Annotated in this window: 20 protein-coding genes and 1 pseudogene; 10 read left to right on the plus strand and 11 right to left on the minus strand. The window is 67.0% G+C overall.

Features of this window, described 5'->3' with window-relative positions; translation table 11 throughout:
* The first annotated feature begins 18 nt into the window (after positions 1–18).
* Complete coding sequence (locus F7R26_RS23970; RefSeq protein WP_170301808.1) at positions 19–2,478, plus strand: polysaccharide biosynthesis tyrosine autokinase; 2,460 nt, start codon at positions 19–21, stop codon at positions 2,476–2,478.
* 120 nt (positions 2,479–2,598) lie between these two features.
* The gene (locus F7R26_RS23975) at positions 2,599–3,588 is read left to right on the plus strand and encodes a LysR substrate-binding domain-containing protein (protein WP_150985004.1); all 990 of its coding nucleotides are present in this window, start codon (positions 2,599–2,601) and stop codon (positions 3,586–3,588) included.
* Between the two features lie 15 nt (positions 3,589–3,603).
* Here F7R26_RS23975 and F7R26_RS23980 read toward each other — a convergent pair whose 3' ends face one another.
* Both F7R26_RS23980 and F7R26_RS23985 read right to left on the minus strand, forming a co-directional pair.
* Positions 3,604–4,464 carry a transglutaminase-like domain-containing protein gene (locus tag F7R26_RS23980; protein ID WP_150985005.1) on the minus strand — a complete coding sequence of 287 codons (861 nt, stop codon included), beginning with the start codon at positions 4,462–4,464 and terminating at the stop codon, positions 3,604–3,606.
* Between the two features lie 234 nt (positions 4,465–4,698).
* Complete coding sequence (locus F7R26_RS23985) at positions 4,699–5,424, minus strand: response regulator (protein ID WP_170301809.1); 726 nt, start codon at positions 5,422–5,424, stop codon at positions 4,699–4,701.
* Positions 5,425–6,040: 616 nt separating this feature from the next.
* On the opposite strand from F7R26_RS23985, the gene F7R26_RS23990 reads away from it, so the two are divergent.
* A complete protein-coding gene (locus F7R26_RS23990; RefSeq protein ID WP_150985007.1) occupies positions 6,041–6,679 on the plus strand; it encodes a response regulator transcription factor in 639 nt (212 codons plus the stop codon).
* 65 nt (positions 6,680–6,744) lie between these two features.
* The gene (locus F7R26_RS23995) at positions 6,745–7,479 is read left to right on the plus strand and encodes an Hpt domain-containing protein (RefSeq protein WP_170301810.1); all 735 of its coding nucleotides are present in this window, start codon (positions 6,745–6,747) and stop codon (positions 7,477–7,479) included.
* A gap of 82 nt (positions 7,480–7,561) precedes the next feature.
* Here F7R26_RS23995 and F7R26_RS24000 read toward each other — a convergent pair whose 3' ends face one another.
* Positions 7,562–10,936: an ATP-binding protein gene (locus tag F7R26_RS24000; protein ID WP_241754706.1), complete on the minus strand. Its 3,375-nt coding sequence runs from the start codon at positions 10,934–10,936 to the stop codon at positions 7,562–7,564.
* A 432-nt stretch (positions 10,937–11,368) separates the two neighbouring features.
* Here F7R26_RS24000 and F7R26_RS24005 point away from each other — a divergent pair, with 432 nt between their 5' ends.
* From F7R26_RS24005 to F7R26_RS24015, 4 genes and pseudogenes are all read left to right on the plus strand, one after another.
* The gene (locus tag F7R26_RS24005; RefSeq protein WP_150985009.1) at positions 11,369–12,100 is read left to right on the plus strand and encodes a glutathione peroxidase; all 732 of its coding nucleotides are present in this window, start codon (positions 11,369–11,371) and stop codon (positions 12,098–12,100) included.
* A gap of 224 nt (positions 12,101–12,324) precedes the next feature.
* On the plus strand, positions 12,325–13,716 hold the full coding sequence (locus F7R26_RS24010; protein WP_193692262.1) for a dihydrolipoyl dehydrogenase: 1,392 nt from the start codon (positions 12,325–12,327) through the stop codon (positions 13,714–13,716).
* A gap of 5 nt (positions 13,717–13,721) precedes the next feature.
* Positions 13,722–13,805 (plus strand): annotated as a pseudogene (locus tag F7R26_RS41095) (mechanosensitive ion channel family protein); the annotation flags it as partial.
* Positions 13,806–14,244: 439 nt separating this feature from the next.
* Entirely contained in the window at positions 14,245–14,541 is a 297-nt protein-coding gene (locus F7R26_RS24015; protein WP_150985011.1) for a YciI family protein, read from the plus strand.
* Between the two features lie 34 nt (positions 14,542–14,575).
* Here the strand turns inward: F7R26_RS24015 and F7R26_RS24020 are convergent, their stop codons facing one another.
* The 5 genes from F7R26_RS24020 to arsN2 all read right to left on the minus strand — a co-directional run bounded on the left by F7R26_RS24020 (position 14,576) and on the right by arsN2 (position 18,063).
* Positions 14,576–15,109 carry a hypothetical protein gene (locus tag F7R26_RS24020; RefSeq protein ID WP_150985012.1) on the minus strand — a complete coding sequence of 178 codons (534 nt, stop codon included), beginning with the start codon at positions 15,107–15,109 and terminating at the stop codon, positions 14,576–14,578.
* 161 nt (positions 15,110–15,270) lie between these two features.
* Complete coding sequence (locus tag F7R26_RS24025) at positions 15,271–16,068, minus strand: 2-keto-4-pentenoate hydratase (RefSeq protein WP_150985013.1); 798 nt, start codon at positions 16,066–16,068, stop codon at positions 15,271–15,273.
* A gap of 78 nt (positions 16,069–16,146) precedes the next feature.
* On the minus strand, positions 16,147–16,590 hold the full coding sequence (locus F7R26_RS24030) for a BLUF domain-containing protein (protein ID WP_150985014.1): 444 nt from the start codon (positions 16,588–16,590) through the stop codon (positions 16,147–16,149).
* A 45-nt stretch (positions 16,591–16,635) separates the two neighbouring features.
* Entirely contained in the window at positions 16,636–17,361 is a 726-nt protein-coding gene (folE, locus tag F7R26_RS24035) for a GTP cyclohydrolase I (protein WP_043356575.1), read from the minus strand.
* Between the two features lie 273 nt (positions 17,362–17,634).
* Positions 17,635–18,063 (minus strand): arsenic resistance N-acetyltransferase ArsN2, encoded by a 429-nt coding sequence (gene arsN2 / locus F7R26_RS24040; RefSeq protein ID WP_150985015.1) that lies wholly within the window; start codon positions 18,061–18,063, stop codon positions 17,635–17,637.
* A 321-nt stretch (positions 18,064–18,384) separates the two neighbouring features.
* Here arsN2 and F7R26_RS24045 point away from each other — a divergent pair, with 321 nt between their 5' ends.
* Positions 18,385–20,196, plus strand: a complete 1,812-nt coding sequence (locus F7R26_RS24045; protein WP_150985016.1) for a hybrid sensor histidine kinase/response regulator — start codon at positions 18,385–18,387, stop codon at positions 20,194–20,196.
* A 351-nt stretch (positions 20,197–20,547) separates the two neighbouring features.
* Positions 20,548–20,856 (plus strand): nicotinamide mononucleotide transporter, encoded by a 309-nt coding sequence (locus tag F7R26_RS24050; RefSeq protein ID WP_150985017.1) that lies wholly within the window; start codon positions 20,548–20,550, stop codon positions 20,854–20,856.
* Between the two features lie 20 nt (positions 20,857–20,876).
* On the opposite strand, the gene F7R26_RS24055 is transcribed toward F7R26_RS24050, so the two are convergent.
* Genes F7R26_RS24055 through F7R26_RS24065 form a run of 3 tightly spaced genes read right to left on the minus strand, consistent with a single transcriptional unit; the run spans position 20,877 to position 25,227 of the window.
* Positions 20,877–22,136 carry an arsenic transporter gene (locus tag F7R26_RS24055; RefSeq protein WP_150985018.1) on the minus strand — a complete coding sequence of 420 codons (1,260 nt, stop codon included), beginning with the start codon at positions 22,134–22,136 and terminating at the stop codon, positions 20,877–20,879.
* 28 nt (positions 22,137–22,164) lie between these two features.
* Positions 22,165–24,261 carry a penicillin-binding protein 1A gene (locus tag F7R26_RS24060; protein ID WP_150985019.1) on the minus strand — a complete coding sequence of 699 codons (2,097 nt, stop codon included), beginning with the start codon at positions 24,259–24,261 and terminating at the stop codon, positions 22,165–22,167.
* A gap of 9 nt (positions 24,262–24,270) precedes the next feature.
* On the minus strand, positions 24,271–25,227 hold the full coding sequence (locus F7R26_RS24065) for an alpha/beta hydrolase (RefSeq protein WP_150985020.1): 957 nt from the start codon (positions 25,225–25,227) through the stop codon (positions 24,271–24,273).
* Between the last annotated feature and the right edge of the window lie 185 nt (positions 25,228–25,412).

A 25,412-nucleotide genomic window follows, 5' to 3' on the forward strand; every position in this document is an offset into this window, starting at 1 on the left:
CATGACGGGGAGCTGAGCGTGATTACCTTTACCGAAGTGGGCTTGTCTGCGGCATCGCGGCAGCCGGGTTCCCGCGTGCGCTGGGGCGCGGTCCGGGCACTGCTTGACCATGCCGGCTGGATCCTTGCCGCCACGCTGTTCGGCGCGCTGTGCGGCGCGCTGTATGCGTGGTCGCTGCCGGCCATGTACGAGGCGGACGTACTGGTGCGCCCGGAGTCTGCCCGGCGGCTTGCGCTGAATGCGCAGGGTACGGCCAACGCGGGGCAGCCCGCCGACGAACTGCGCCCGGATGCGATGACCAGCCGCGCGGTGCTGACGCCGGTGGTGCGGGAAACCCGGCTCGATATCGCCGCGGCCCCGCGCACGGTGCCCGTGGTTGGCGCGCTATGGGCGCGGTTTGCCGGTGGCGCGCAGGCAGGACCACGTTCTACACCGCTAGCTGCGCCGCTGGAGAGCCTGTCCGCCTACGCCTGGGGCGGTGAGCGGATCGACCTGATCGCCCTCAACGTGCCCGACGCGCTGCTCAACCAGCCACTGACGCTGGTGGCGCAGGGCGACCAGCGCTTCCGCCTGCTGGGCGAGGACGGTGCGGTGCTGCTGACGGGCAAGGTCGGCGACATCGCGCGGGGCAGTGGCGTTTCGCTCAAGCTGGCGCAGCTCACCGCGCGCGCGGGGACCGAGTTCGTGGTGATGCGCCGCGACGCCATCACGGCGGTCGAGCTGCTGGCGCGCGGGCTCAAGCTGGAGCCGCAGCGTGGCGCGGCCACGGCAACCGCGCCGAATGGCGCAGCGGCGGGCGCCGCCGCTGGTGCAGCCGCCGACGCGGTGCGCATCGCCTGGCGCGACGCCGACCGGGAGCATGCCGCCGCAGTGGTCAATGCCGTGGCGCGCTCGATTGTCGATACGCAGGTTGGCCATCGGCGCGAGCAGGACAACCAGCAGCTGGATTTCGTCACCAGCGAGCTGCCGCGCGTGAAGGCCGAGCTGGAGGCGGCCGAGGCGGCCCTGGCCCGGTACCGCGCGCGCGCCGGGTCATTGCAGCCTTCCCAGGAGTCCCAGTCCTATCTCAGCGGCAGCATCGAGTACCAGCGGCAGATCTCCGGGCTGCGGCTCGAGCGCGCGCGCCTGCTGCGCAATTTCATGCCGCAGAGCCAGGAAGTGCGGGCAATCGACGAGCAGATCGAGCAGTTGCGCGGCGACAGGCGCAGCATGGATAGCCGGCGCCAAGGGCTGTCCGAGGCGGAGCGGGAGTCGGGCGCGCTCAGCCGCGACGTGAAGGTGGCCGAGGACATGTACATGTCATTGCGCAGGCAGGCACAGCTGCTGTCGCTGGCGCAGTCCGACCAGAGCAGCGATGTGCGGCTCGTGGACCTTGCGGTGGCGCCTGCGCTGCCGGTCGGCCCGGATCGGGCGCTGGTGACGGGCCTGGCTGCGCTGCTGGGCCTGTTGGCTGGCTCCGGGGTGGCCGCGCTCAAGAGCCGCGCGTCCCGGGGCATGGAGAGCGCTGCCGCGATCGAAGGGAGCCTGGCGTTGCCGATGGTGGGCGAGGTCGTGTTCAGCCCCGAGCAGCTTGAGCTGGAACGCAAGAGCCTGGCGCAGCCGCGGCCCCTGCGCGCACCGGTCTTGTCCGTGTGCGAGCCGGGCCAGGCAGTACGGCTCGCACGCGGCACGGACGACGCGGCGCGGGCGAGCCTGCGCCACTGCGTGTCCACCGCTTCGGTGCGCCCCGGCGCGGCGCATGAAGACACGGTGCTGCACGACCGGTACCTGCTCGCACGGCAGTATCCGCACGCCCCGGCCGTTGAGGGGCTGCGCACCTTGCGCGCGTCGCTGCACTTCGCCATGGACGGCGCTGCCAACCACATCGTGGCCATTACCAGCGCCTCCGTGGGGGCGGGCAAGACCTTTGGCGCGGTCAACCTGGCCGTGCTGGCGGCGGAGGCCGGCATGCGCGTGCTGGTGGTCGACGCCGACCTGCGCCGTGCCCGCGTGGCCGGGCAGTTCGGCCTGGAGGGCACGCTGGGGCTGGCCGACCTGCTGGGCGGGGCCCTCACGCTGCATGATGCGATCCAGCCCACCGCTGTCGGCGGGCTGTGGCTGCTCTCGGCCGGCACGCGGCCGGCGAATCCATCCGAGCTGCTGATGCTGCCCGCCCTGCGCGAGGTGCTGCTCACCTGCGCCGCGGGCTTTGACCTGGTCCTCGTGGATACGCCCCCCATCCTCGCGGTGGCCGACGCCGCGCTGGTCAGCCGCGTAGCCGGCGCCACGCTGCTGTTCGTGCGCGCCGGCAACACCCCGCAGGAGAAGGTGGTGGAGGCGCTCAAGTACCTGGACCGGGCCCATGCGAACGTGATCGGCGGCGTGCTCAATGGCTTGCAGGTGCGCCGGAGCAACCGGGAGCGCTGTGCCGAGACCAGCGACTACCTGCGCGCGAGCGCGCCGGAGGATGGCACGGTGCCGGCCTGGCGCATCGGCTGACCCGCCACCTTCGACTTTTGCCGGCGTAGCGGCCACGGGCGCCGCCGCGTGCCCGCGCATGCGTGCGGGCACACGGCATGCCCGCCATCCTCTCCACCCTTTATCGACCAGAACGGCCTCATGAGAAGCACGAACGGCAGGCACTTGCCCGCGCTGTCCCACCTGGTGGCGCTAGAAGCTACCGTCAGGCTAGCCAGCGTGACGGGCGCGGCCGACGAGCTATGCCTGACACAGAGCGCGGTCAGCAAGCAGTTGACCGAGCTCGAAGCGTACCTCGGCGTGCCCATGCTGATCCGCCGCAAGGGCGCCGTCTCGCCCACCCAGGCCGGCGAGCAATATCTGCGCGCGGTCCGCAAGGTGATAGCCGAGCTGGAGGAAGCCACGCTGGAGGTGCTGACAAGCAGGGGCAGCGGTGGCCGGCTCGATCTGCGCGTGCCGGTTTCGCTAGGCAATATCTGGTTGCTGCCGAGGCTGGCAGGCTTTGCCAAGGCCCATCCCCAGATCCAGGTCAACATCACCGCCAAGGCAGGCACGGTGGATCTGCGTGCGTCCGGCCTGGACGGCGCGATCCAGGTTTGCACGGGCCCGCCCGAAGGGCATGTCGGCGTCAAGGTGATGCCACTGGCCTTGTTTCCGGTGTGCGTGCCCGAACTGCTGGCGCAGGCGGAGTCCGCCCAGGCTGCGCTGGAGCGCCTGCCGCTGCTGCACCAGGCGGAGGCGCTGGAAGCGTGGGCGGGCTACTTCGACGTGATCGGCATGGCGGCGCGCAGGGCCCTGCGCGGGCCGCGCTATGCCTCGCTGGCCATGGGGCTGCAGGCGGCGCTCAGCGGCATGGGAATCGCCCTGTTGCCCGATTACGTGGTGAGGGAGGACCTGAAGGCGGGTCGGTTGGTGCGCTTGCTGGACGCCACTTATGTCTCGCCCAAGTCCTATTACTTTGTTTGCCTTGAGGACAAGTGGCATAGCCCGTTGGTCGGGGTCTTCCTTGCCTGGCTGCTGGCGGAGGTGGCCGCGGATGCGCCCCCCTGCATATCGCAGGAGATGCCACCCCAGACGCCACCCCTGACGCCACCCCTGACGCCGCCCCAGGTGCCGGCCAGGCATGAATAGGTCGGCCGCCACGTCCTACCAGGTGCAGATGCCCCAGTCGGTGTACAGCGGCATTTCCAGGCCGAGCGCCGTATCTGTCACCGCATGGATCTGCACGAAGGGCCGCTCGGACTCCACTTTGCCAAAGATCGCCGCGAACGGGATCTCACCCGCATCCCGTCCCGTGCCGATGCGCAGCAGGCCCGTGGGAATGGAGGTGCCGGAGGGGTCGACGAGATACCACCTGCCCGACAGGAAGACTTCCACGAAGGCATGGAAATCCGGCGGCCCGAGCGCGGGATCGGCGCCGTAGTCCAGGCTGCTGGAGATGCGCGCGGGAATGCTCAGCGCCCGGCAGATGGCAATCATCAGGTGCGCGAAATCCCGGCACACGCCAGTGCGCTCGACAATCGTGTCCACGGCCGAGGTGCGCTCATTGGTGGAAGTCGAGAGGAAACGCACATGGTTGCGCGCCCATTCCCGGATGGCCACGACGCGCGAGTAGCCCCATGGCACCCTGCCGAACTCGCGCAGGGCAAACTCCATCAGGCGGTCGGATTCACAGTAGCGGCTAGGCGCCAGGTAGGGCAGCACCTCGAAGGGCAGTTGCGCGATCGGCACTTCGTGCAAGGTCGAAGGATCGTCGAGGCGGTGGTCGATATCGACCACGGCTTCATAGTGGATCGCCAGATGCCCCTTGGGGGCGCGCAGCCGGATCAGCCGGTTGCATAGCACGGCATCGGTGTACTGGTCCATGCGCAGCACGGGCGGCACCGTCAGGCGCTCGGAAACAATGCGCTGGCGGGCGGTACGGGCGGCTTCGATGTTGAACAGGAAGTCAGCCTCGGCATCCAGGACTTCGTACGACAGGTCGACCGAGTATCGAAGACGGTTCATTTGATGCCCCCTTGCCCGCGCGGCATGACAGGCGCTTGCTGGATGAATGGTTCGTGACAGGACTCAACGGATCGCCACGGCAGCCGTCAAGCGGGGTTGCGTGCCCGTCCATGGTCGTCGCCCCTGATGGGAAAGTCCAGTGAATCCGTTGAACGCCCTGTGCGGGTGTCCCTTGTTCCCCCAATGCCTGGGCGCCCGCGCTCCTGCTCCTCGACCCTGTACCGCTCTACCGCTCTAAAGCGGGCCGCTGTTCTTTGGCCGTGGCACCAGCTTGCCCGCGGCCCGTTTGCGGGGCCGGCCGAGCAGGCCGACGGAGACAGCGTAGCTGAAGAGATCCAGGTCGCCGCGCAGCCCGAGCTTGCGCATGGCGGACACCTTCTGGGTGCTGATGGTCTTGACGCTGCGCCCGAGACTCAAACCGATCTGGCTGACCGACATGCCTGACAGGTAGAGCCGGATCACGTCGGTCTCGCGCGGGCTGAGCGCGCTGAACCGGGCGCGCACGTCCATGTCCGGTCCGGTGCTGTCCAGCAGGTGCCGGATCGTCGGCGACAGGTAGCGCATGCCGTCGAGCACTTGCGTCAGGCCAACCGCGATATGCGAGGCATCGTCGAGCTTGCTGACCACCGATAAGCGCTCGAACCGGACCAGCCTGCCGATCTGCGTGGGGTTTTCCAGCATGGTGACCACCAGGATCGACAGCGCGGGATAGCGGCGCCGCACGAACTCGATCATGGGCAGGCCGTCTCCATGCACGCCGCCTGGCATCGCATAGTCCGTCAGCAGGATGTCGCACGGTCGCCGGCTGAGCGCGGCGAGGATTTCTGTCGAGTTCCGCGCGATGCCGGCAATCTCCATGCCCTCGAACTGCGCCAGCAAGCCTCGCAAGCCCAGCAGCATGACGGGATGGTCATCGGCGATGACGATGTGGGATTTGGAGAGCGAGAGGTTAGCCGGCATGGGCATGGGTCCACGACCACGAATGGCGGCAGCGCATGCATCGCGGGGGCCGCTCCGTTGGCCGCGGCATCTGGCGTGGGCAAAGAGGGGTGACGTCGCTCATGGCAGAGTTCCTTGCGCTCTTGAAATGGCGGCGCGGCGCGCCGAAGAAAGTACTGAATTTGTGACTGCTGACTGTATCGCCGGGAACGCCAAGCTGGTTTGAGAAATTTCCTCATTTCGCTGCAATTGCGGGGGCGGGCCGGAAACCGCGCGGCAGCCCGAGGCACGTCATCGGCGTCCCACGCCCCAGGCCGTTCTTCTGATTGCCTGGGAAGTTTCCCAACGCAAGGGGGAGCGACGTCGCCATTCGTTCGCCATCCGTTGTGCGGTCCAACGCCAAAAAAGTGATCATTTAGTACTTTTTAAGGCATTCCAATCGGCCGGAACGATGTGCCTGCGCACGGTGCAGGGTTGAGTCTCTCCCCTCCTTTGGGAAATTTCCGGCGGCTGATTCGGAAGTATCGCGCCAGTTCGAGGGCAACTTCACCACATAATCCGCGCTTCACCTGCCGATTGGCGGCTGTCGCCCGGCGCAGGTAGGTTCGTTTCTTGGCAGTCTTGGGGGAGAGCGTGAGTGGCAACTATCCTGATCGTCGACGATCACCCCGCACTGCGCCTTGTGATCAAGGCCCAGTTGTCGCAAGTGCTTGGGGTCAGCCATATTCTGGAAGCCGACAACGGCCAGACTGCGATCGAAGCCGCGCGGCAGTTCGAGCCCGATGTTGCCGTGCTGGACCTGGATATTCCCCGTATCAGCGGGCTGGACGTGATCCCGCGCCTGAAGCGGATTTACCCGCCGATCCGGATCCTGGTGATTTCGGGGCAGGACCAGGCCGTCTTCGCGCCGCGGGTGCGGCGCGCGGGCGCACAGGGCTTCGTGAGCAAGTTGCAGGACATGAAGGAAATCGTGCGCTGCGTCGAGTGGGTGATGGCCGGCTACACGGTGTTTCCTGAAATGCGCTATGAGCGCGAGTTGCCGCTCGTCAACCAGCGGTCGGATGAAGAGCGGCTCGCGTTGCTCTCGGACAAGGAGATCGTCATCCTGCAGATGCTGGTCAGGGGCTTGTCCAACAAGGCCATCGGAGAGCTTTTGTTTATCAGCAATAAAACGGTGAGCAGCCATAAGACCCGCATCATGGGCAAGCTGCGGGCCACCTCGCTGGTGGAGTTGGTCGACTTAGCCCGGCGCTGCCGCCTGACGCCTTCGCAATGACGCCAGCCGGTGGCCGCTCATCGGCGGTGGGGGAACAATATGCAAATGTTCACAGAGGCCAAACCATGATCCGTGCGCTATTACTCAGCACTACCGAGAGTGGCGTGCAAGCGTTGCAGATCAGCGGGCTGGCGGCCTTGCTTGCGGGCCTGGGCTTTACCGTCGAGCACGTGGGCCTGGCCAGCCCGGATCCGCGGCGCGTCCAACGCGAGCCGCCCAGGCTGGCACTGGTCTGGCTGGCCCATGACCATGCCGGCGAGCTCGCGCGCGGCGACTTCGGCCTGCCGCCGGACAGTTTGTTGTTTTCGGTGGTGCAGGCCGGCGCGGACGCGAGCGTGGTTGATGCCGCCCATGGCGCCGCCTTCGATGCCACGTTGAGCGCGCCGGTCAACGTCGGCGCGCTGGCGCGCGCGCTGGCCGGGCACGGGTTTGTCGCGGTGTCGCCCGGCGAATGCGCGGCCGCCGGCACGCTGCTCGATACGCTCGCGGGCGGTGACGCGGATATCGTCAGGGACCTGGTGGACAGCCTGGTCGAGACCAACCGCAGCGATCTCGAGATGATGCGCACGGCGCTGGCGGATGGCGCCTGGCAGCAGTTCGGCAGCGGGGCTCACCGTATCAAGGGCTCGGCCAGGATCCTGGAGTGCGCGGCCCTGGTCACGCTTTGCGGCCGGCTCGAGTCCGTTGCCCAGTTCGGCGACCTTGCCACCGCGCAAGCCTTGCTGCCGATTCTTGCCTCAACGCTGGCGCACCTCGACGCGAGGCTGGCGGCGCTGCGCCCGCCCCCCCGAGCGGCCTGAGCGGCCTGAGCGCTATCTCTACGCTAACTGCGATCCCGATCGCTACCGGCCCCATGACGGGGGCTCCCGGCAGCTAGGCCGGTTAAGCGTTGCCCTTGGCTGTGAGAGTGCCGCTGCGCAGATGCCCGCGCAACGCGCGTTCCAGCGTGGCTAGCCCCACCGGCTTGACCATCACTTCGCTCATGCCCGCGGCCAGCGCATGCAGGTGATCCTCGCTTTGCGCGCTCGCGGTGCAGCCGATGATGGGGATGCTGGCCAGCGCATCCTTGCGCGCGCGTATCGCGCGGGCCAGGCTGAAGCCATCCATCACCGGCATCATGCAGTCGCAGATGATCAGGTCCGCAGGGCACCGCTGCAGGTCCTCCAAGGCCACGGCGCCGTTCTCCGCCGTCTCCACGGCAATGCCAAGCCGCTCCAACTGGCGCGCCATCAACAAGCGGTTGGGCGCGTGGTCGTCCACGACGAGCACGCGGGTGCCCGGCGCAAACAGCGCGATGGCCGCATTGCCGGCAGGCGGGGCGTCTGCCGGGGGCTGCGAAGCCGAAACCTCCAGGCTGAGGCGCACCAGCACGTGCGTGCCGCGTCCCGGTTCGCTCTCCAGGGTGATCTCGCCTCCCATCTTGCGTACCAGGTTTTGTGCGATGGACAGGCCGAGCCCGGTGCCGCCGGTGTTCGCGCGCCCGGTTGACTCCACCTGGGAAAACGGCCGGAACAGCTTGCCGATCGCCTCCGCGGGAATGCCGATGCCGGTGTCCTTGATGCTGAGGCACAGCGCTTGCGATGCCCCCGTCGCGGCAGAGCCGTCGAGCCGGATATCCACGCTGCCGCGCTCGGTGAAGCGGATGGCATTGGAGAGAAAGTTGCTGATGACCTGCTTCATGCGAAAGATATCCACGTGATGCGCCGGCGCCACGGCATCGCTCACGCAGACGTTCAAGGCCACGCCCTTCTGGGCGGCGACGGGACCGAACATCTGCGTGACTTCATGCAGGCCCTGGCGCAGGCTGGCGGCGCGGGGTTGCAGCGTGAACTTGCCGGCCTCCATCTTGGAGAGGTCCAGGATATCGTCCAGCAGCGCCAGCAGCGATGTGGCCGCGCCATGCGCCGTGTCGAGTTGCTCGCGATCCTCGTGCCGGGCGTGCCGGCGCGTCAGTACCAGTTCCAGCATCCCGAGGATGGCGTTCATCGGCGTGCGTATCTCATGGCTGATCGAGGCCAGGAATGTCGACTTGGCGCGGTTGGCGGCCTCCGCGCGGTTCTTGGCGGCAGCCAGTTCGGCCAGCATCTGCTGGCGCTCCGTCACATCGATCCAGCCCCCGACGATGCCCGCCGTGCCGCCATCGGCGCGGCGCAGCGGCACCACCCAGCTGATCACGCTGCACGGCGCGTTGCCGATGGTCAGTTGGCGATCGGCGCTGAACGGCAGGCCGGTGCGCAGCACGCGTTGATAAACGGCCATCAGTTCCTGGTGGCTGATATCGGGGTTGAAGGCGGAGTGCACGAAGGCCGGCCCGGTCCCGGCCAGCGCGCGCCGTGTCGTGCCCAGCGCCGCTTCGTAGGCGGTATTGCAGGTGATCATGCGGAACTGGCTGTCGCGCAGGTAGATCGGCTGGGGAATGCCGTCGAGTACCGCCGTCTGGAACGCGACCTGGTCCTGCAAGGCACGCTCGGCCGCGCTGCGCTGCGTTACCTGCCGGCGCAGCGAGGTCACCCAAGCCAGAAACAGCAGGCCGGCCAGCACCAGGGCGGCCGCGCCAGCGATCAGCCATGGCATGAACCGGCGCCAGGCGAAGCCCGGCGACCTGGGTTCCGTCCAATGTGCGCGCATGGCGCCAAGCTCGTCGTGCGAGATGCTGAGGATGGCCTTGTTGATGATGCCCAGCAATTCCGGATGCCGGTTGCTGACACCCACGCCGATTTCCAGCGGCACACCGCCCGCGTCCGCGGCGACCTTGAGCCGGCCGGCATAGGTTTGCCTGAGCATGCGGTCGGCCATGAAGGCGCTGGAGAGGGTGGCATCCGCGCGTCCCGTGGCGACCATGCGGAAGGCCTCATCGTACGAGTTGGTCTCGCGCTGGCTCACCGCGTAGCTGGCCCGCACGAGATCGTAGAACCCGTCGAGCGGCGGTCCCGCGATGACCTTGCTGGCAAGGTCGGGCAGGCTCTCGATGCTGTCGTTGCCGGCGCGCGTGACAACGACCCAGTTGCCGGAAAAATAGGGCGCGCTGACCGAGAGCGGGGCGTTGCCGGTGGCGGCAGGGTTCAGCGGCAGGATGGGCACCACGTCCAGCGTGCCGTTCTTGAGCGCGGCAGTCGCGTCCGCGGCGCTAGCCGGCCAGTAAGGGACGAAACGCAGCCCGGTGCGCTGCGCGATCAGTTGCAGCACTTGCTCGGTGAGTCCGCCCAGGCGTTGCCTGGCGTCAACGAACTGGAAGGGAACCAGGTCGCGCGTCGCCAGGTAGCGCACCTCCGGATGCAGGGCCGCCCACGCGCGCTCTGCGGTGGTGAGCTTGAGCTTGTCGGTGATATCGAATTCGAGCGAGCTGGGCGTCCAGAAGGTGTCGATCTCGCGCCTGAGCGCAGCGGGCAGCTGCGCCAGCACCTGGTTGATGATCCGGCCCAGCGCGGGGTCGCTCACCGCGAACGTGACGCCCTCGTGCGCCAGCGGCGCGAAGTTGCGCGCCGTCAGTTCATCGTAGCGGTATTGCTCGACGAGGTAGCCGGCCGCGGTGGCGTTGGTGACCATGACGAAGTCCGCTTCCCGGGAGAGCTGGTCGAGCGCGCTGAGCAGGTTCTGGAACGGCAGCAGCCGCGCGCCAGGGTAGGCTCGCTGCAGCAAGGCCGGCGAGACTTCGCCCGCCAGGTAGCCGATGGTGCGGCTGGCCCGGTTGCGCGCAAGGTCTCGCCGGGATACGACCTCGATCAGGCGATGGTCGTGGTATGGCGCGGTGCGCAAGCCGGTGCCCGGGTTGTCCAGCGAGGTGGTGATCAGGTCGATGGCGCCGCTGGCCAGATGGCTGCGTGCCAGTTCGTGCGAGGGGTAGCGCTGGATCTGCACCCGCACGCCAAGCCGGGCCACCACCACAGCAAGGTAGTCGGCGGAAATCCCGCGGTAGTTCCCACTCAGGTCGACCAGGTCGAACGGCGGCAGGTAGTTGCCAACCACGGCCACCCGCAAGACCTTATGCGCGCGGCGCCATGCATGCGACGCCGCATCGTCGCCCCGGGGCGATGCGGTACGGTCGATGGCGTCGCTTGCGCCGGCGGGGTCCAGGCGGACCTGGGCATTCAGGCGCAACGGGCGCAGGGACTCGGCAGGCGGGGCAGCCAGCGCCAGCGTGCCCTGGCAAAGCGCCAGCAGCAGCACCAGCAGTTGTCGGCGCCACCAGTTGGCCGGCACGCACCGGCTCGCGGTGGGCGAGCCGTCCGCCGGCTGCGGGGAACTGCAGATGCGCATAAGGGAATCTCGTGGAGGGAGGCGCGCCGCGGTGTGACTGATTTGCGCACGCATGGGGCTGCAGCCTCCAGGCGGCGCCGGGCGCCAGCCGGGAAGTGCATGCCTTGGCCCAAATGTACGGGCCGCGCTTGCGCTCAGATTTGAGAAGTGTCTGAAAAGACCTGCAGAACTTTCCGAGGCTTGCGCACGGGGAATGGGATCCGGGCGGGTCACGTCCGGTAATGCTTCTGCTCTGGAGTGACGTTTGAGGCGCGTGGACGCCGTTTCGGAGGCTTCTTATATCGTGATAGGCCCAGGCTATCCACCAATTATAGTAAAAACCAATCGTTATGTTTGTAACGATGAATTGTACAAATCACCTTGGCGCGGACAAAATCGGGTCTTCGCTGCAACACGCGGCCATCCACCCCCAAGTCATCCAGGAGCTAACCCATGCTGCAATCCCGTGAAGGTCAACGCGTTCCCAATGTCACGTTCCGCGTTCGCGAGAACAACGAATGGAAGACCGTGACCACGGCCGACTTGTTCGAAGGCAAGACCATCGCACTGTTCTCGTTGCCGGGCGCATTCACCCCGACCTGTTCGTCCACCCACCTGCCGCGCTACAACGAGCTGGCGCCGGTGTTTGCCAAGCACGGCGTGGACGCGATCCTGTGCGTCTCGGTCAACGACACGTTCGTGATGAACGAGTGGGCGAAAGACCAGGAGTCGGAAAACATCGTGATGATTCCCGATGGCAACGGTGAATTCACCGAAGGCATGGGCATGCTGGTCGACAAGGCTGACCTGGGCTTCGGCAAGCGCAGCTGGCGCTATTCGATGCTGGTCAAGGACGGCGTGGTCGACAAGATGTTCATCGAGCCGGAAGAGCCGGGCGACCCGTTCAAGGTGTCGGACGCCGACACCATGCTCAACTACATTGCCCCCAACGCCAAGAAGCCCGACCAGGTCGTGGTGTTCTCCAAGGTGGGTTGCTCGTTCTGCGCCAAGGCCAAGCAGATGCTGTCGGACCACGGCTTCGAGTACATCGACGTGCCGCTGGAACACAAGATCCGCGGCAAGGTGCTGGGCGCCTTGTCGGGCGACATGACCGCACCGCAGATCTTCATCAACGGCAAGCTGATCGGCGGCGCCGATGCGCTTGAAACCTACCTGGTTCGCTAAGCGTTAGCCAGCCACACGACACACGACGCAAGACACACAACACGCTTGAACGCCGCAGGGCGCGGCGCCGGCAAGGCCGGCAGCCGTGCCCCAGTCGGCGGACCCGATGGCAGCGCCACCCGGTGCCATCCGGTCCGTTGATTGACACAGCCTTTACCAGGAACGCCGACATGACCACCCCGCAGAACGTGCAAAACGCGCAGAACTTGCAGAACGCAAAGACCGTGCAAACCATCCAGACCGATGTCGCCGTGATCGGCGCCGGCACGGCGGGCCTGGCCGCATATCGCGCGGCCCGCGCTGCCGGCAAGCGCGCCGTCATCATCGAAGGCGGCCCCTATGGCACCACCTGCGCCCGCGTGGGCTGCATGCCCTCCAAGCTGCTGATCGCCGCGGCCGAGGCCGCGCATGAAGTGCGCCACACGGCTGCCTTCGGTGTGCATGTGGATGGCGAGATCCGCATCGACGGGCGCGAAGTCATGGCGCGCGTCAAGCGCGAGCGCGACCGCTTTGTCGGCTTCGTGGTGCGCGGCGTGGACGGCATTCCCGCCGAGGACAAAGTGAGCGGCTATGCCCGCTTCATCGACAACACCGTGCTGCAGGTTGGCGAGCATACCACCGTGCGTGCCAGCCGCGTGGTGATCGCCACCGGCTCCAGCCCCGTGATCCCACCGCCGTTCAAGGTGTTCGGCGATCGCCTGGTGGTCAACGACGACGTCTTCGCTTGGGACGACCTGCCGCGCCGCGTCGCCGTGTTCGGCCCTGGCGTGATCGGGCTGGAACTTGGCCAGGCGCTGTCCCGCCTGGGCGTGCAGGTGCGCGTGTTCGGCCTGCGCGGCGGCGTGGGCCCGCTGACCGATCCGGCCATCAAGGCCAATGCGGTGGCTAGCTACCGCGAGGAGTTCTACCTCGACCCGGATGCCAGGCTGGCCGAGATGCACCGCGACGGCGACGAGGCGGTGATCAGCTTTACCGATCTCTCGGGTAATACCGTGACGGAGCGCTTTGATTACGTGCTCGCCGCCACCGGCCGCCAGCCCAATGTGCGCGGCCTCGGGCTTGAGCACACCGGCCTGGATTTGGATTGGCGCGGCCTGCCGGTATTCGATCCGACCACCCTGCAATGCGGCACGGCGCCGATCTTCATCGCCGGCGACGCCAACGACGTCCTGCCGCTGCTGCATGAAGCGGCCGACGAAGGCAAGGCAGCTGGCGAGAACGCCGCGGCCTATCCCGAGGTGCGCCCGTTGTCGCGCCGCGCCCCCATCGGCGTGGTCTTCACCGACCCGCAGATCGCCATGGTGGGCCAGCGCCATGCCGACCTCGAGCCCGACAGCTTTGTCATCGGCGAGGTGAGCTTCGAGGACCAGGGCCGCAGCCGCGTCATGCTCAAGAACCGTGGACTGATGCACGTCTATGCCGACAAGGCTAGCGGGCGCTTTCTCGGTGCGGAATGGACCGGCCCGCGCGCCGAGAATATCGCGCACTTGCTGGCCTGGGCTTACCAGCAAGCGCTCACCATCGAGCAGATGCTGGCCATGCCGTACTACCACCCGGTGGTGGAAGAGGGCCTGCGCACCGCGCTGCGCGATGCGGCCGCGAAGCTGGCCAGCTGAGCCCGGTCATCACGGTCACGCTGAACGTGGTGCCGGTGATTGGCATCCTTGACCACTTCGGCATCCAGACCACCCGCTTCGTTGCGTTGGCACCCCATTGACGACGCTGTGATTCCGTTGTAGGCAGCGCGGATGACGGACTCGCCTGCCTGGCCGGCTTGCCGTTGCCCGTTTTGTGGGCAGTCCGATGGGGTCCGCGTGCTAGAGCCATTTGCGGAGCTTGTTGACAGTGTTATCCACATAAAGTGTGGATAACACTGCCGGGCGGCAGCAGCGGAGATGTGAGGTCCGGCGGGTTTGTCAAGCCCCGGGGCCAGGTTTTTGCTGGCGGCGGTGGGCGCGGCGGCGTCCGGTGCGCAGGTCCTGCCGGCTTGTGCTGCCAGCGCGGAATCGGCGCAACTCGTCGCCGGGAGTGATGGGCATGGCACTGGCTGCCGCCATGCCCATGCCGCGATACCCCATGCCGCGATACCCCATGCCCTATTCCCTGTTATCGATTCCAACCCGCCATCACCCGAGGACAACACCATGCCATTCCTGATCGAAACCTGGGACAAGCCACAGCACCAGCATGTGCGGCAAGCGGCCCGAGCGGGGCACCTGGCGTTCCTGGACGCCCAGAAGGCCCTGCTGCTGGCCTGCGGGGCCAAGCTCAACGATGACGGCAGCGATGCCGGCGGCGGCTTCTATATCGTCGACCTCGACACCCGCGAAGCGGCGCAGCAATTCATCGATGCCGACCCGTTCACGCAGGCCGGCCTGTTTGCCGAGGTGCGCATCACGCGCTGGCGCAAGGCCTATCTGGGTGGTGAATGCTACCTGTAGCCAGCGGGCGCGATGTGTCTTTGCCGGGGCGCGCTCAGCCGCCCCGTGTCATCCCCGGCGCATCCGGCTCACGCCGTTCCAGGTTGGCGTAGGCATCCGCCGCGATCACGCCGAACATGATGTGGGCGAACAGGCTTTCCCACCCGCGTGCCTCGTCGAACCAGTTGAAGTACCGGCCCATCACGTAGAAATTCACCAGATAGACCAGCACCCCGAACACCGCGCCCGCAAGCGTGGCCATGCCGATGCTGGAATCAAAGCGGAACGACGCAATGAGCATGGCCAGGATCGTCGCCAGCACGATCGACAGGCCAAAGTGCACGATGCCCGCGGCCAGCACGATGGTCCAGCTGAACGCATCGGCGGAGGCCAGCGCCTGCCGGCCGAGCATGAGGGCAGCCACCATCTTTACCGTGCCCCACGCCCCCTGGTACAGCACAAAGCGCGCCGTCAGCAGCTCCAGTACGACGTACAGCGTGCCCGCGATCAGCCCCGCAATCGCTGCGGCGCGCCAGTCCGGCGCGCGGCGGGCGAAATGGTGCGGCTGCATATGCAAATGGAGTTCCATGAACGGCTCCTTCTCACCAGCGGCCTGAAAGCCAGGCCCTTGTGATAGTTCTAGCCTATCCGCTGGAAATGCCAAGGCCGCGAGTGCGCGCAAAGCGCCTCGGGCGCCGGCCTGGGTGACGAGAACGAAGCGCGAGGAATCGGGCCGCAAGGGCCCCGGTTTCAGCCCGCGGCTTGCGGCGCGAGCTTGACCACCAGTTCGCCGCCGCCATAGGTGGCCTGGATCGTATGCGCGCCGGCCGGCACGTCGAACGGGCGCGTGAGCGTGCCGGTGGTCACCACGGCGCCTTTGCGCAAGGTGACGCCGCGCTCGGCCGCATGCGCCAGCAGCGATTGCAGGGCTTCCAGCGGGTAGATCGCATCGTCGCCGGCAAGCGGTTGTGCGCACGTCACGCCGTCAAGCGCCACGCTGGCGCTTGAGCGCACGTCTTCCATGCTGTCGGCGTCGATCTTTGCGCCCAGCACCAGCGCGTGGAAGCCCACGTTATCGCCGGCAAAAGCCGGCATGCCCACCGCAACGCGGTCTTCATAGCGCGACAGCACCACCTCGACGGCAACCTGCGCGCTGTCGATCAGATCGGCCAGCGCTGCCGGCGCGAGTTCGGCCTGCTGCGGCGCGACGTCGCGCGCCAGCCGCACGGCAATCTCGAACTCGATGGTCACGACCGCTCCCTTGGGGACCGGCACGGTGTCGCCCGAGGCATAACAGCGCGATGCGCCCACCTGGCCCACCAGCGGGCGCGCCAGCTTTGCGCGCCGCATGGCGTTGGCACTGCCGACACCCAGCTTCCATCCCACCACCGGATCGCCGAGCGCGGCGATGAAATGATCCTGCACGTCATAACCGCTGCCGAGCGTTGCCGGCTTGGCGTCGGCGGGCAGGTCAGCGAATTGCACGCCGCGCCGGCAGGCGTCGGTCAGCAGCATCGCCGCGGGGCCGGGGTTGAAGGGTGCGCTCACGAATTCTCCTGGGTGATCGGTGATGGATGATGGGTTGTTGAGTAGCGGGCGGCTGGCCGGGCCACGGCACGAACGCGTTCAGAAGCGATGGCGCTCCGAGGTGCGCCCCACGATCGACGCCCCCGCGATCAGCTCCTTGAGCAGCGCTTGCGAGGCGTGGCCGCTGGTGCGGTAGGGATCGAGCTCGCCGTGGGCGGAATACTTCAGGATGGTGGCCATATTGACCTTGCCGGTATTGACCAGGCCCATTGCCCAGCCAGCGAACTCGCGCTCGAGGATTTCCTCGTAGTGCAGCAGCACCACGTCCTCGTGGCGTGCGTCCCGGCCGATCAGCTGGTACAGGCGTGAGACTTCCGTGCGGCCGCCTTCGAGCGCCTGCATGAAGATGCCGTTGCCGTAGCACAGCACGCCGGTAATGCCGTGCTTCGGGTTATTCGCCACGCTGGTAGCGACGATGGCGTCTACCAGCGCGGGATCGGCCGGCTGGCAAGCGCGGCTGGCGTAGAGCAGGCGTACGAGCATGTTATCTCCACTGGGTTTGCGTGCGAGCAGGTGAATCGCGCTGGCTTAGTCGCGCGTCCGGTTCAGCAGGGTCAGGAACTCGCGGCGCAGGCTGTCATCCTTGAGGAACGAGCCGCGCATCACGCTGTTGGTCATCTTTGCATCGGTGTCGCGCACGCCGCGCCAGTGCATGCAGAAATGCTCGGCTTCCATGACGATGGCCAGCCCGTCCGGGCTCATCTTTTCCTGCAGCAGGTCGGCCACCTGGGTCACGGCTTCCTCCTGGATCTGCGGGCGGCACATGATCCATTCGGCCAGGCGCGCATACTTGGACAAGCCGATCAGGTTGGAATGCTGGTTGGGCATCACACCCACCCACAGCTTGCCGATGATCGGGCACAGATGATGCGAGCAGGCGCTGCGCACGCGCAGCGGGCCCACGATCATCAACTCGTTGATGCGCTCCGCGTTGGGGAATTCGGTCACATTGGGCTGGTTGACGTAGCGGCCAGCGAAGATCTCCTTCAGGTACATCTTGGCCACGCGGCGCGCGGTCTCGCGGGTGTTGTGATCGTGGTCGATATCGATCACCAGGCTGCGCAGCACCTCTTCCATGCGCGACTGCACTTCATCGAGCAACTCGTCCAGTTCGCCGGGCTCGACATACGCGGCGATATTGTCGTTGGCGTGGAAGCGCTCGCGTGCCGCCTGCAAACGCGACCGTATGCGGGTCGACACACTACCCAAGGCCTCGTCGAGGCCGGGATCAGGTGCTTGGTGGTCGGATTCCATATCGTGCGGTTCGTGGCTGTCGTTGAAGGATCGTTGAAGGGGGGCGAGCAGGCGGGCATGGCGTGCCGATCTACCTCTGGCCCGGAAAGGCGTCTGGTTGCATCCGGTCGCCCTTGATCGCCTCTTTGCGCCTACTTTACAACAATATCCTGCGCCGGCACCGGCTAGCCTCGGGTGCATGGCACGCAACAGCGCGGGGGGATGGGAAGAGGGGCCGGCCAGATCGCGATGTGGCTGGGCCGCATCGCGGGCGCGGGCCCTTGGCAGGGATGGCTACAGCGCGGCTTGCATCAAGGTGGCGGACGGCGGGCAGGCTTCGCGGCTCAGCGAGGTATTGAGCAGTTCCGCAGGCATGCAGGCGCGCTCCACGCGCTCAAAGCCCAGCCGGGCAAAATAGTCGACGGCGGTGGTGGTTTGCAGCACCACGGACTGCACGCCGCGCGTGCGGGCCTCGGCCAGCATCGCAGCCACCAGCAATTCGCCAAGGCCAGCCGAGCGCGCGCGCTCGGCCACGGCGACCGAGCGCAGCACGGCCACTTGCCCATAGTTCTCCACGCCGGCGCAACCGAGCAGGCCGGCGTTGTCGCGTACCACCAGGAAATTGCCGATTTGCTCGGCTACGCCGTCAACCGGCAAGCCGCAAGCCTGGAGCAGATCCTGCACTTCCTTACTGTCTTTTTCGTTTGCATAGTGCGGGCGCATATTGCCCTCCTGCCCTTCGGGCTGTTATTCGTATCTTAAGTTCAGACTGGCTTTACGGTGCCTAGGGATAGTTCTTAAGTAGATTCGCGTACTGGGCAGCCGGCATCGTCGATTCCGTCCTGAAAAGCCACCCCCGGGGTCTGTGGATGCGGGTTTTCACTGGTGCGCTATCGCCTTGAATGTGCGATAGCGATCGTCGCGCGCCCGCCGTGCTTGCGGCTGCGCGCTCCCCCGTACGATCGGATGCGGAAATCCGCTACCATGCCTTGCAGGCAACCGGTCCTGCGTTCCAAGGGCAAAACAAGGCAAAAGCGACACTCCATGGCTGCGGCACCTGCTTCCCCTTCCGCTTCGCTGCTGCGGGCACGCAGCGCGGGCATCCTGAAGACCGATGAGCTTGGCCAGCGCGCCGGCCGTTCTCCCGACCATGGGGCGGAATGCGTGGCCTTGCGGCGCCTGGCGAGGGCGCTGGTGTCGTCTGACCTGGCGCTATTGCAATCCCTGGCCGATTCGGCACTGAAGCTCTGCGGCGCCGGCAGCGCCGGCATCAGCCTGCCCGAGACCGCCGGGGATGGTACGCAGACGTTGCACTGGACCGCCACGGCCGGCCTGTGCAATGACCTGGTCGGGCATGCCGTGCCTTACGACGATAGCCCGTCGGGCATTGCGCTGGAACTCGGTAGCCCGCAACTGCTGGCCTACCCGCAACGGCATTTCAGCTGCCTGCCGCCGCTGTCACCCGAGGTGGTCGAGGAACTTGTCGTCCCGATCCCCGGCGATGGCGAGCCCTGGGGCACCATCTGGGTCCTGACGCATGATCACGGGCGCGTGTTTGACGAAGAGGATGCCCGCCTGCTGGAGAGCCTGGCCAGCTTTGCCGGCGCGGTGCTCAGCATGTCGCGCAGCAAGGATGCCGCGATCGCCGAAGCCGCGCAGGCCCGGGCCGCGCGCGAGGCGCTGCAACTGTCGGACAAACGCAAGGACGAATTCCTCGCCATGCTTGGGCATGAGCTGCGCAACCCGATCGCTGCCATCGACAGCGCGATCAAGGTCAGCAAGCGGCTCGCGCAGGTGCAGCAGGCTGGCGCCGGCATGCTGGATATCGCCGAGCGGCAGATGCGCCAGCTCAAGCGCCTCACCGACGACCTGCTCGATGCCTCGCGCATCAAGCAAGGCAAGGTGCCGATCGTGCGCACCCACGGCAATATGCAGGACATCGTGGCCGATGCGCTTTCCTCCGTAGCATCGGATATCGAATGGCACGGCAATGTGCTGACCACGGACCTGCCCGAGACACCCGTCATGGTGTACGCGGATACGGCGCGGCTGACACAGGTGGTCACCAACCTGTTGTCCAATGCGATCAAGTACACGCCGCGCTGCGGCGCCATGGCGCTGTCGGTCCGGGTGGAGCCATCGCCCCGCGGCGAGGCGCCGGCAGAGCACAACGCCGGCAACGCTGGCGGCGCGCCGGCGCCGGAGATCGATCCCGATCGCATGGGCACCCTGGTGATCACCGTCAAGGACGATGGCATCGGCATCGATCCGGCGTTCCTGCCCAATGTGCTGGATATGTTCAGCCAGTACGCAAGCGAACCGCAAGGCGGCGGCCTTGGCGTGGGCCTGGCCATCGTCAAGCGCATGGTGGAGCTGCACAACGGCACGGTGACGGTGCACAGCGATGGCAAGGGCCTGGGCACGACGGTGCAGGCGCGCCTGCCCGTGGTCTGCGCTCATGCAGGGGCGCCCAGCGCCGGGCAGGCGGGCACGCTTGCGGCGATGCGCATCCTGCTGGTGGACGACAATACCGAAGCCCTGCGGGCGCTAGGCATGTTGCTGGAGATGGACGGGCACGAGGTCAAGCTCGCCGTCAGCGGCGAAGACGCGCTGGAGATCGCGCAAGGGTTCACGCCCGACGTGGCGCTGATCGATATCGGCCTGCCAGGCATCGACGGCTTCCAGCTGGCGCAACACCTGCGTGAGCTACCCGCCTTCGCGCGCACCCGCCTGGTGGCATTGAGCGGCTATGCCTCGGAAGCCGACAAGGCCCGGGGCGCGGCAGCCGGCTTTGATTCCCACCTGACCAAGCCACTGGCGCTGGAAGCCCTGGCGGAGGTCCTGTCGCGGCAGTAGCAGGTGGCCACGGCGCGGGATGCAAGGCCCCCCATCCCGCCGCTCTCCCTGTAGGACATCACCCCACCCGAATCAGAATCCCCCCTACGGCAGTGTCGTGCCAGCCACTCCATACTGGAGAGACACCAACCCTATTGCCGTCGAATGCTTGCCTTCCTGCTGCTCACCCTCGCCGGCTTCGGGGTCATCGTGATCGTCATCTGCCTGACCAAGTAAGCCAAGCGCACCATCAGCGCTAACTATCCCTGGAAACCTCTTGCTCCGCCCGATCTGTCACGCTAAGCTTCGCCCTGCATTGTATGCAAAACGTGAACACAAAATAAATCTGAACCCAATCAGGAGACAAGCGCGATGGATCTGGCGCAACAGTACATTCCCAATCTGCTCAATGGCCTGGAGTGGTCCGGCTGCGCGCTGGCGATGAGCGGCTCTTTGCTGGTGGCCTTGCACAACAAGGCGTCGCGCTGGGGCTGGATCGCCTACCTGTGCTCCAACATCGTGTGGAGCGTGTTCGCCCTGGTGACCGGCACCTACGGCCTGTTCGTGCAGCAACTGGGCTTTACCGCGACCAGCATCTACGGCCTGTACCGCCATACGCAATTTCACCGGCAGCAAGAGAGCGGGCAAGGTGCCGGGCAGCCCACGCCTGATCCGGCCTGATGCACTAACCTCGGCGGCGCTTAAAGCAGCAGCGTGGCCAGGGCCGGCACCAAGGCCAGCGGCATCACCAGCGCGCCAATGCGCAGGAACTGCAGCGCGCCGACGTGCTGGCCCTCGCGCCGCAGCGCGGTCAGCCATAGCAGGGTCGCCAGCGAGCCGGTCACCGACAGGTTGGGCCCGAGGTCGATGCCGATCAGCACCGCGTCGGTGACCTGCGTGGAGGCATGGCTGGCCGCCAGCGCCGAGGACGCGAACAGCCCGGCCGGCAGGTTGTTGACCACGTTGGACACCAGCGCCACCGTGCCGCCGGTTACCCAGACGCCGGCCGTGGGCGACTGTTGCGACAGTGCCTGCACGACGTGGGCGAGCTTGCTGATCAGGCCGGTCTGCTCCAGGCCGGCCACCAGCACGAACAGCCCCGCCACCAGCGGCAGCACGCCCCAGGAGATCTCGCGCAGCGCCGGCAGGCACAAGCCGGGCCGGCAGGCGCAGACCAGCAGCAGCGTCGCCACGCCGGCCAGGCAGGTCGGCCAGCCCAGGTCGGCGCCCAGCAGCGAGGCCGTCAGCAGCACTAGGCCCATGACCACGATGCCGGCGGCGGTCAGCTTGGCCTCCAGCGACAGCGGCGGCACTGGCACGTCGGTCGCGATGCGCTCGCGCAGCGCGTCGCGCTGGGTCCAGTAGAGCGCGGCGAAGGTGGCCACGATGGCCACCAGCGACGGCAGCGTGAAGCGCGCCAGCCAGCCCATCAGCGACGGCATGTGCTCGCCGAAGATGACCAGGTTGGCGGGGTTCGAGATCGGCAGCACAAAGCTGGCGGCGTTGGCGATGAACGCGCAGCTGTACAGGTAGGGCAGCGGATGCTTGACCTTGGCGGCGCGGGTGGCGGCCAGCACCGCTGGCGTGAGCACCACGGCGGTGGCATCGTTGGACATGAACACGGTGACCAGGGTGCCGAAGCCATAGACCAGCAGGAACAGCCGCCGTGCCGATCCGCCGGCCTGGCGCACCGCCACGGCCGCTACATGGTCGAACAGCCCGGTCTTGCGCGCCAGTTCCGACACCAGCATCATGCCGCCGAGAAAAAGGTAGACGTCATAGCCGCGCGCCACGGCGGCCATGGCATCGGGCACGGCAAGCAGGCCGGTGACGCATAGCAGCAGCGCGCCAGCTACCGCCCAGAAGGCTTCCGGCAGCCGGAACGGCCGTGTGATGACGCCAATGGTGGTGGCGGCAGCCACTGCCCAGATCAAGGGGCCGCTGTACTGGGAGAATGGCATCGGAGCCTTGCGGGGGGCGGGTGGTGGTTCAGGTTGTGGGCTGCGATGCGCGGGGCGGTACGCCGGCCGGCGCAGGGCTCAGCGCTCTGACGGACTCGGCGCCGCCGGTGGTGCCGTTGGCGCTGGTTGCACTGGTCGCGGCGGTAGTGCCACTACCGCCGCTAGTGTCGGTCAATGCCGTCGCCGCCCCCGGATCGGCGTCCGCCGGCGCGGACGGGAAGCCCAGCGCGGCAATGCCGTGGCTGCCGTCGGCGTATTCCGGGTAGACCCAGTCGTCGCCGTTGCGCACGAGGTTCTTGGGCGCAACGAATTCCACCTCGGGCTGGCCCGCCAGGCGGCCTTCCATGTAACTGGCCCAGATCGGCAGGGCCGTGGTGGCGCCGAACTCGTGCCGGCCCAGGCTGCGGTTGTCGTCGAACCCCATCCACGCCACCGTGACGATGCCAGACGCGTAGCCGGCGAACCAGCCATCGACCGAATCGTTGGTGGTGCCGGTCTTGCCGGCCACGTCCGCGCGCCGCAGGTAGCGTTGCAGGCCTGCGCCGGTGCCGCTGGTCACCACGCTGCGCAGCAGGCTGTTCATCACATAGGCATTGCGCTCGGGAATCACGCGGTGTGGCTGGGGTTCGCTGTCGGCGGTAAACAACACGTTGCCCGCGCCGTCGCTGATGCGCTCGATCAGGTAGGGCTCGGTGCGGTAGCCTTCGCTGGCGAAGACGCCATAGGCGGCGGCCAGCCGCAGCGGCGTGGTGGTGCCGGTGCCCAGGGCCATCGGCAGGTAGCGCGGCAGGCGCTGCTCGGAGAAGCCGAACTTGCCCGCATAGTCAACCGCATAGGGAATGCCGATCGTCTGCAAGGTGCGGATGGCAGGCAGGTTACGCGACTCCGCCAGCGCCTGGCGCACGCTCACGGCACCCAGGAAGCGGCCATCGTCGTTGCCCGGCTGCCAGCGCGACGAGGCATCCAGCGGCGCATCGTTGATCAGCGTGGTGGCCGACACGCCGCGCTCGAGCGCGGCGGAATAGATGAACGGCTTGAACGTCGAGCCCGGCTGGCGCAGCGCCTGCGTGGCATGGTTGAAGCGGCTGGTGGCAAAGTCCGCGCCGCCGATCATGGCTTCGATGGCGCCCGATCTGCTGTCCAGCGAGACCAGCGCGGCCTGCGGCGCTGCTTGCTGGCCATGGCGCTTGCCGTACTGGTCCAGGCCCGCGTGCACAGCCTCGTAGGCCAGGCTTTGCCGCACCGACGATACCGTGGTGTAGACATTGAGGCCGCGGGTATAGGCGGCCTCGCCAAAGCGGTCGTAGGCGAGCTGGCGGGCCAGCTCCGCCACGTACTCGGCGTGCCCGTCAAAGCGGCCGTTATGCGAGCCGGCCACCTTCAGCGTTTCCGCGCGGGCCGCCTGGTATTGCTGGTGCGAGATCATGCCGAGGGCCTGCATGCGTCCCAGCACATATTGCTGGCGCAGCTTGGCGCGCGGGAAATTGACCACGGGATTCATGGTCGACGGCGCCTTGGGCAGGCCGGCCAGCATCGCGGTTTCCGCCAGCGACAGCGCCTCCAGCGGTTTGCCGAAGTACGCCTGCGCCGCGCTGCCAAAGCCGTAGGCATGCTCGCCCAGGTAGACCTGGTTCATGTACAGCTCGAGGATGCGGTCTTTCGGCAGGGAGCGGTCGATCTTCCAGGCCAGCAGGATTTCATACCATTTGCGCGAGAGCGTTTTCTCGCGCGACAGGTAGAAGTTGCGCGCCACCTGCATGGTGATCGTGGAGGCGCCCTGGGCGTAGCCCTCGCCGATATTGGCGAGCGCGGCGCGGAAAATCCCAGGGACATCCACGCCGGCGTGCTGGTAGAACTGATCGTCTTCCGCCGCCAGCAGCGCGTTGGACATCTGCTTGGGCATGCGCTCCAGCGGGACGAACTCGCGGTGCTCGGTGCCGAACTCGCCAATCAGCACGTTGTCGCTGGTAAAGATCCGCAGCGGCAGGTCGGGGCGGTAGTCCCGCAGCGCATCGACGGCGGGGAGTTGACGAAGGCTCACCACGGCGGCGAACCCAACTAGCAGGGTGGAGGCTGCAGCCAGCGCCAGGGTGACGCTTACTGCCTTTGCAACGACTCTTTTCATGCGCGCATTCTACCTTGGGGCGAAGATCGGGAAGCCGGGCATACCATCCGGGGCGTTCGCCGCTGCCGGTTCTTCGCCATCGGCCCGGGGCACTTCCGGCGCAACCGGCCGGGCGCCGGGCCGGCCTACCTGCTGGGCGAACTCCGCCAGCGCGCGCCAGGTCTCGGGCTGCTCGATGATGGTGAAATGGTTGGTGCCCGGCATCATCTGCTGCGCCACGTGGCCGGGCCAGGCCGCGATCAGGCGCTCCGAGCATTCGTGGGGCACCACCTCGTCGACCTCGGCCAGCAGCACCTTGGTGCTCTGCACCACTTTCTTGCAGTGGGAGATCGAGTCGAAGTGATGGCGCATCAGTTGCCGCAGCGGCACCAGCGGGAAGCGCTTGCGCACGATCTCCAGCAAGGAGTCGTAAGGCGTGATCAGTTGCAGGCTCTCGAAATCCTGCAGGTCCGCCAGCTGGATCGCTACGCCGGTGCCGAGGCTGCGGCCGACCACATGCACGCGCGTGCCGGGGAACTTGCGGCGCAGGTGCAGCAGGAACTGGCTGGCGTCCGCCACGGCGGCGGCTTCGGAGGGCTGGCCGTCCGAGTGGCCCAGGCCGCGGTAGTCCATGGTGGCAAAGCCCACGCCCGGCGGCAGCCAGGCCAGGTATTGCATGGTGTCCAGTACATCCTCGCCGCGCCCGGGCAGGTAGAACAGCAGGTCGCGCGCGGTTTGTGCGTTGCGCACGGTTTCCCCGGTTTCCGCGTCCTGTTCGCCTTGGGCGCCGTAGACATAGCCGCGCAGGAAGCCGCCAGGCACTTCGTGCGAGTAAGCGGAAATGCCCTCGGGCAGGTCCCGTGGCGGGCGCCGGCGAGCGTCGAACAGCAGCCTGCCTTGGTTCAGCGTGAGGTAGGTCCAGTAGCAGGTGAAGCCGCCTGCGGTCAGCAGGACGGCGGCGAGGGCCTTGCGTGAATGGGGTGGCATGGGTTCGGAGGGTTTGTTCTGCCTGGCTTTACAGCGCAATGCCTGGGTGCGTTTCCTGGCATTTCCTGGTGTTTTCTGGTGTTTCCCGGCGTCTCCCGGATCATTTTCCGGGGGGCACGGCATTCGACCGGGCAACCCGTGCGCAAGTTCTTGTCCGATTCTTGTACGATACGCCTCACATCAAC

This window comes from Cupriavidus basilensis (assembly GCF_008801925.2).
Taxonomy (GTDB): Bacteria; Pseudomonadota; Gammaproteobacteria; order Burkholderiales; family Burkholderiaceae; genus Cupriavidus; species Cupriavidus basilensis.

Coding starts and splice junctions, on each gene's coding strand:
- F7R26_RS24050 (WP_150985017.1), top strand. CDS start 20,548: ATGGATCTGGCGCAACAGTACATTCCCAATCTGCTCAATGGCCTGGAG.
- arsN2 (WP_150985015.1), bottom strand. CDS start 18,063: ATGCGCCCGCACTATGCAAACGAAAAAGACAGTAAGGAAGTGCAGGAT.
- F7R26_RS24000 (WP_241754706.1), bottom strand. CDS start 10,936: ATGCGCATCTGCAGTTCCCCGCAGCCGGCGGACGGCTCGCCCACCGCG.
- F7R26_RS24005 (WP_150985009.1), top strand. CDS start 11,369: ATGCTGCAATCCCGTGAAGGTCAACGCGTTCCCAATGTCACGTTCCGC.
- F7R26_RS24065 (WP_150985020.1), bottom strand. CDS start 25,227: ATGCCACCCCATTCACGCAAGGCCCTCGCCGCCGTCCTGCTGACCGCA.
- F7R26_RS24060 (WP_150985019.1), bottom strand. CDS start 24,261: ATGAAAAGAGTCGTTGCAAAGGCAGTAAGCGTCACCCTGGCGCTGGCT.
- F7R26_RS23995 (WP_170301810.1), top strand. CDS start 6,745: ATGATCCGTGCGCTATTACTCAGCACTACCGAGAGTGGCGTGCAAGCG.
- F7R26_RS24030 (WP_150985014.1), bottom strand. CDS start 16,590: ATGCTCGTACGCCTGCTCTACGCCAGCCGCGCTTGCCAGCCGGCCGAT.
- folE (WP_043356575.1), bottom strand. CDS start 17,361: ATGGAATCCGACCACCAAGCACCTGATCCCGGCCTCGACGAGGCCTTG.
- F7R26_RS24015 (WP_150985011.1), top strand. CDS start 14,245: ATGCCATTCCTGATCGAAACCTGGGACAAGCCACAGCACCAGCATGTG.
- F7R26_RS24020 (WP_150985012.1), bottom strand. CDS start 15,109: ATGGAACTCCATTTGCATATGCAGCCGCACCATTTCGCCCGCCGCGCG.
- F7R26_RS23980 (WP_150985005.1), bottom strand. CDS start 4,464: ATGAACCGTCTTCGATACTCGGTCGACCTGTCGTACGAAGTCCTGGAT.
- F7R26_RS24045 (WP_150985016.1), top strand. CDS start 18,385: ATGGCTGCGGCACCTGCTTCCCCTTCCGCTTCGCTGCTGCGGGCACGC.
- F7R26_RS23975 (WP_150985004.1), top strand. CDS start 2,599: ATGAGAAGCACGAACGGCAGGCACTTGCCCGCGCTGTCCCACCTGGTG.
- F7R26_RS24055 (WP_150985018.1), bottom strand. CDS start 22,136: ATGCCATTCTCCCAGTACAGCGGCCCCTTGATCTGGGCAGTGGCTGCC.
- F7R26_RS23985 (WP_170301809.1), bottom strand. CDS start 5,424: ATGCCGGCTAACCTCTCGCTCTCCAAATCCCACATCGTCATCGCCGAT.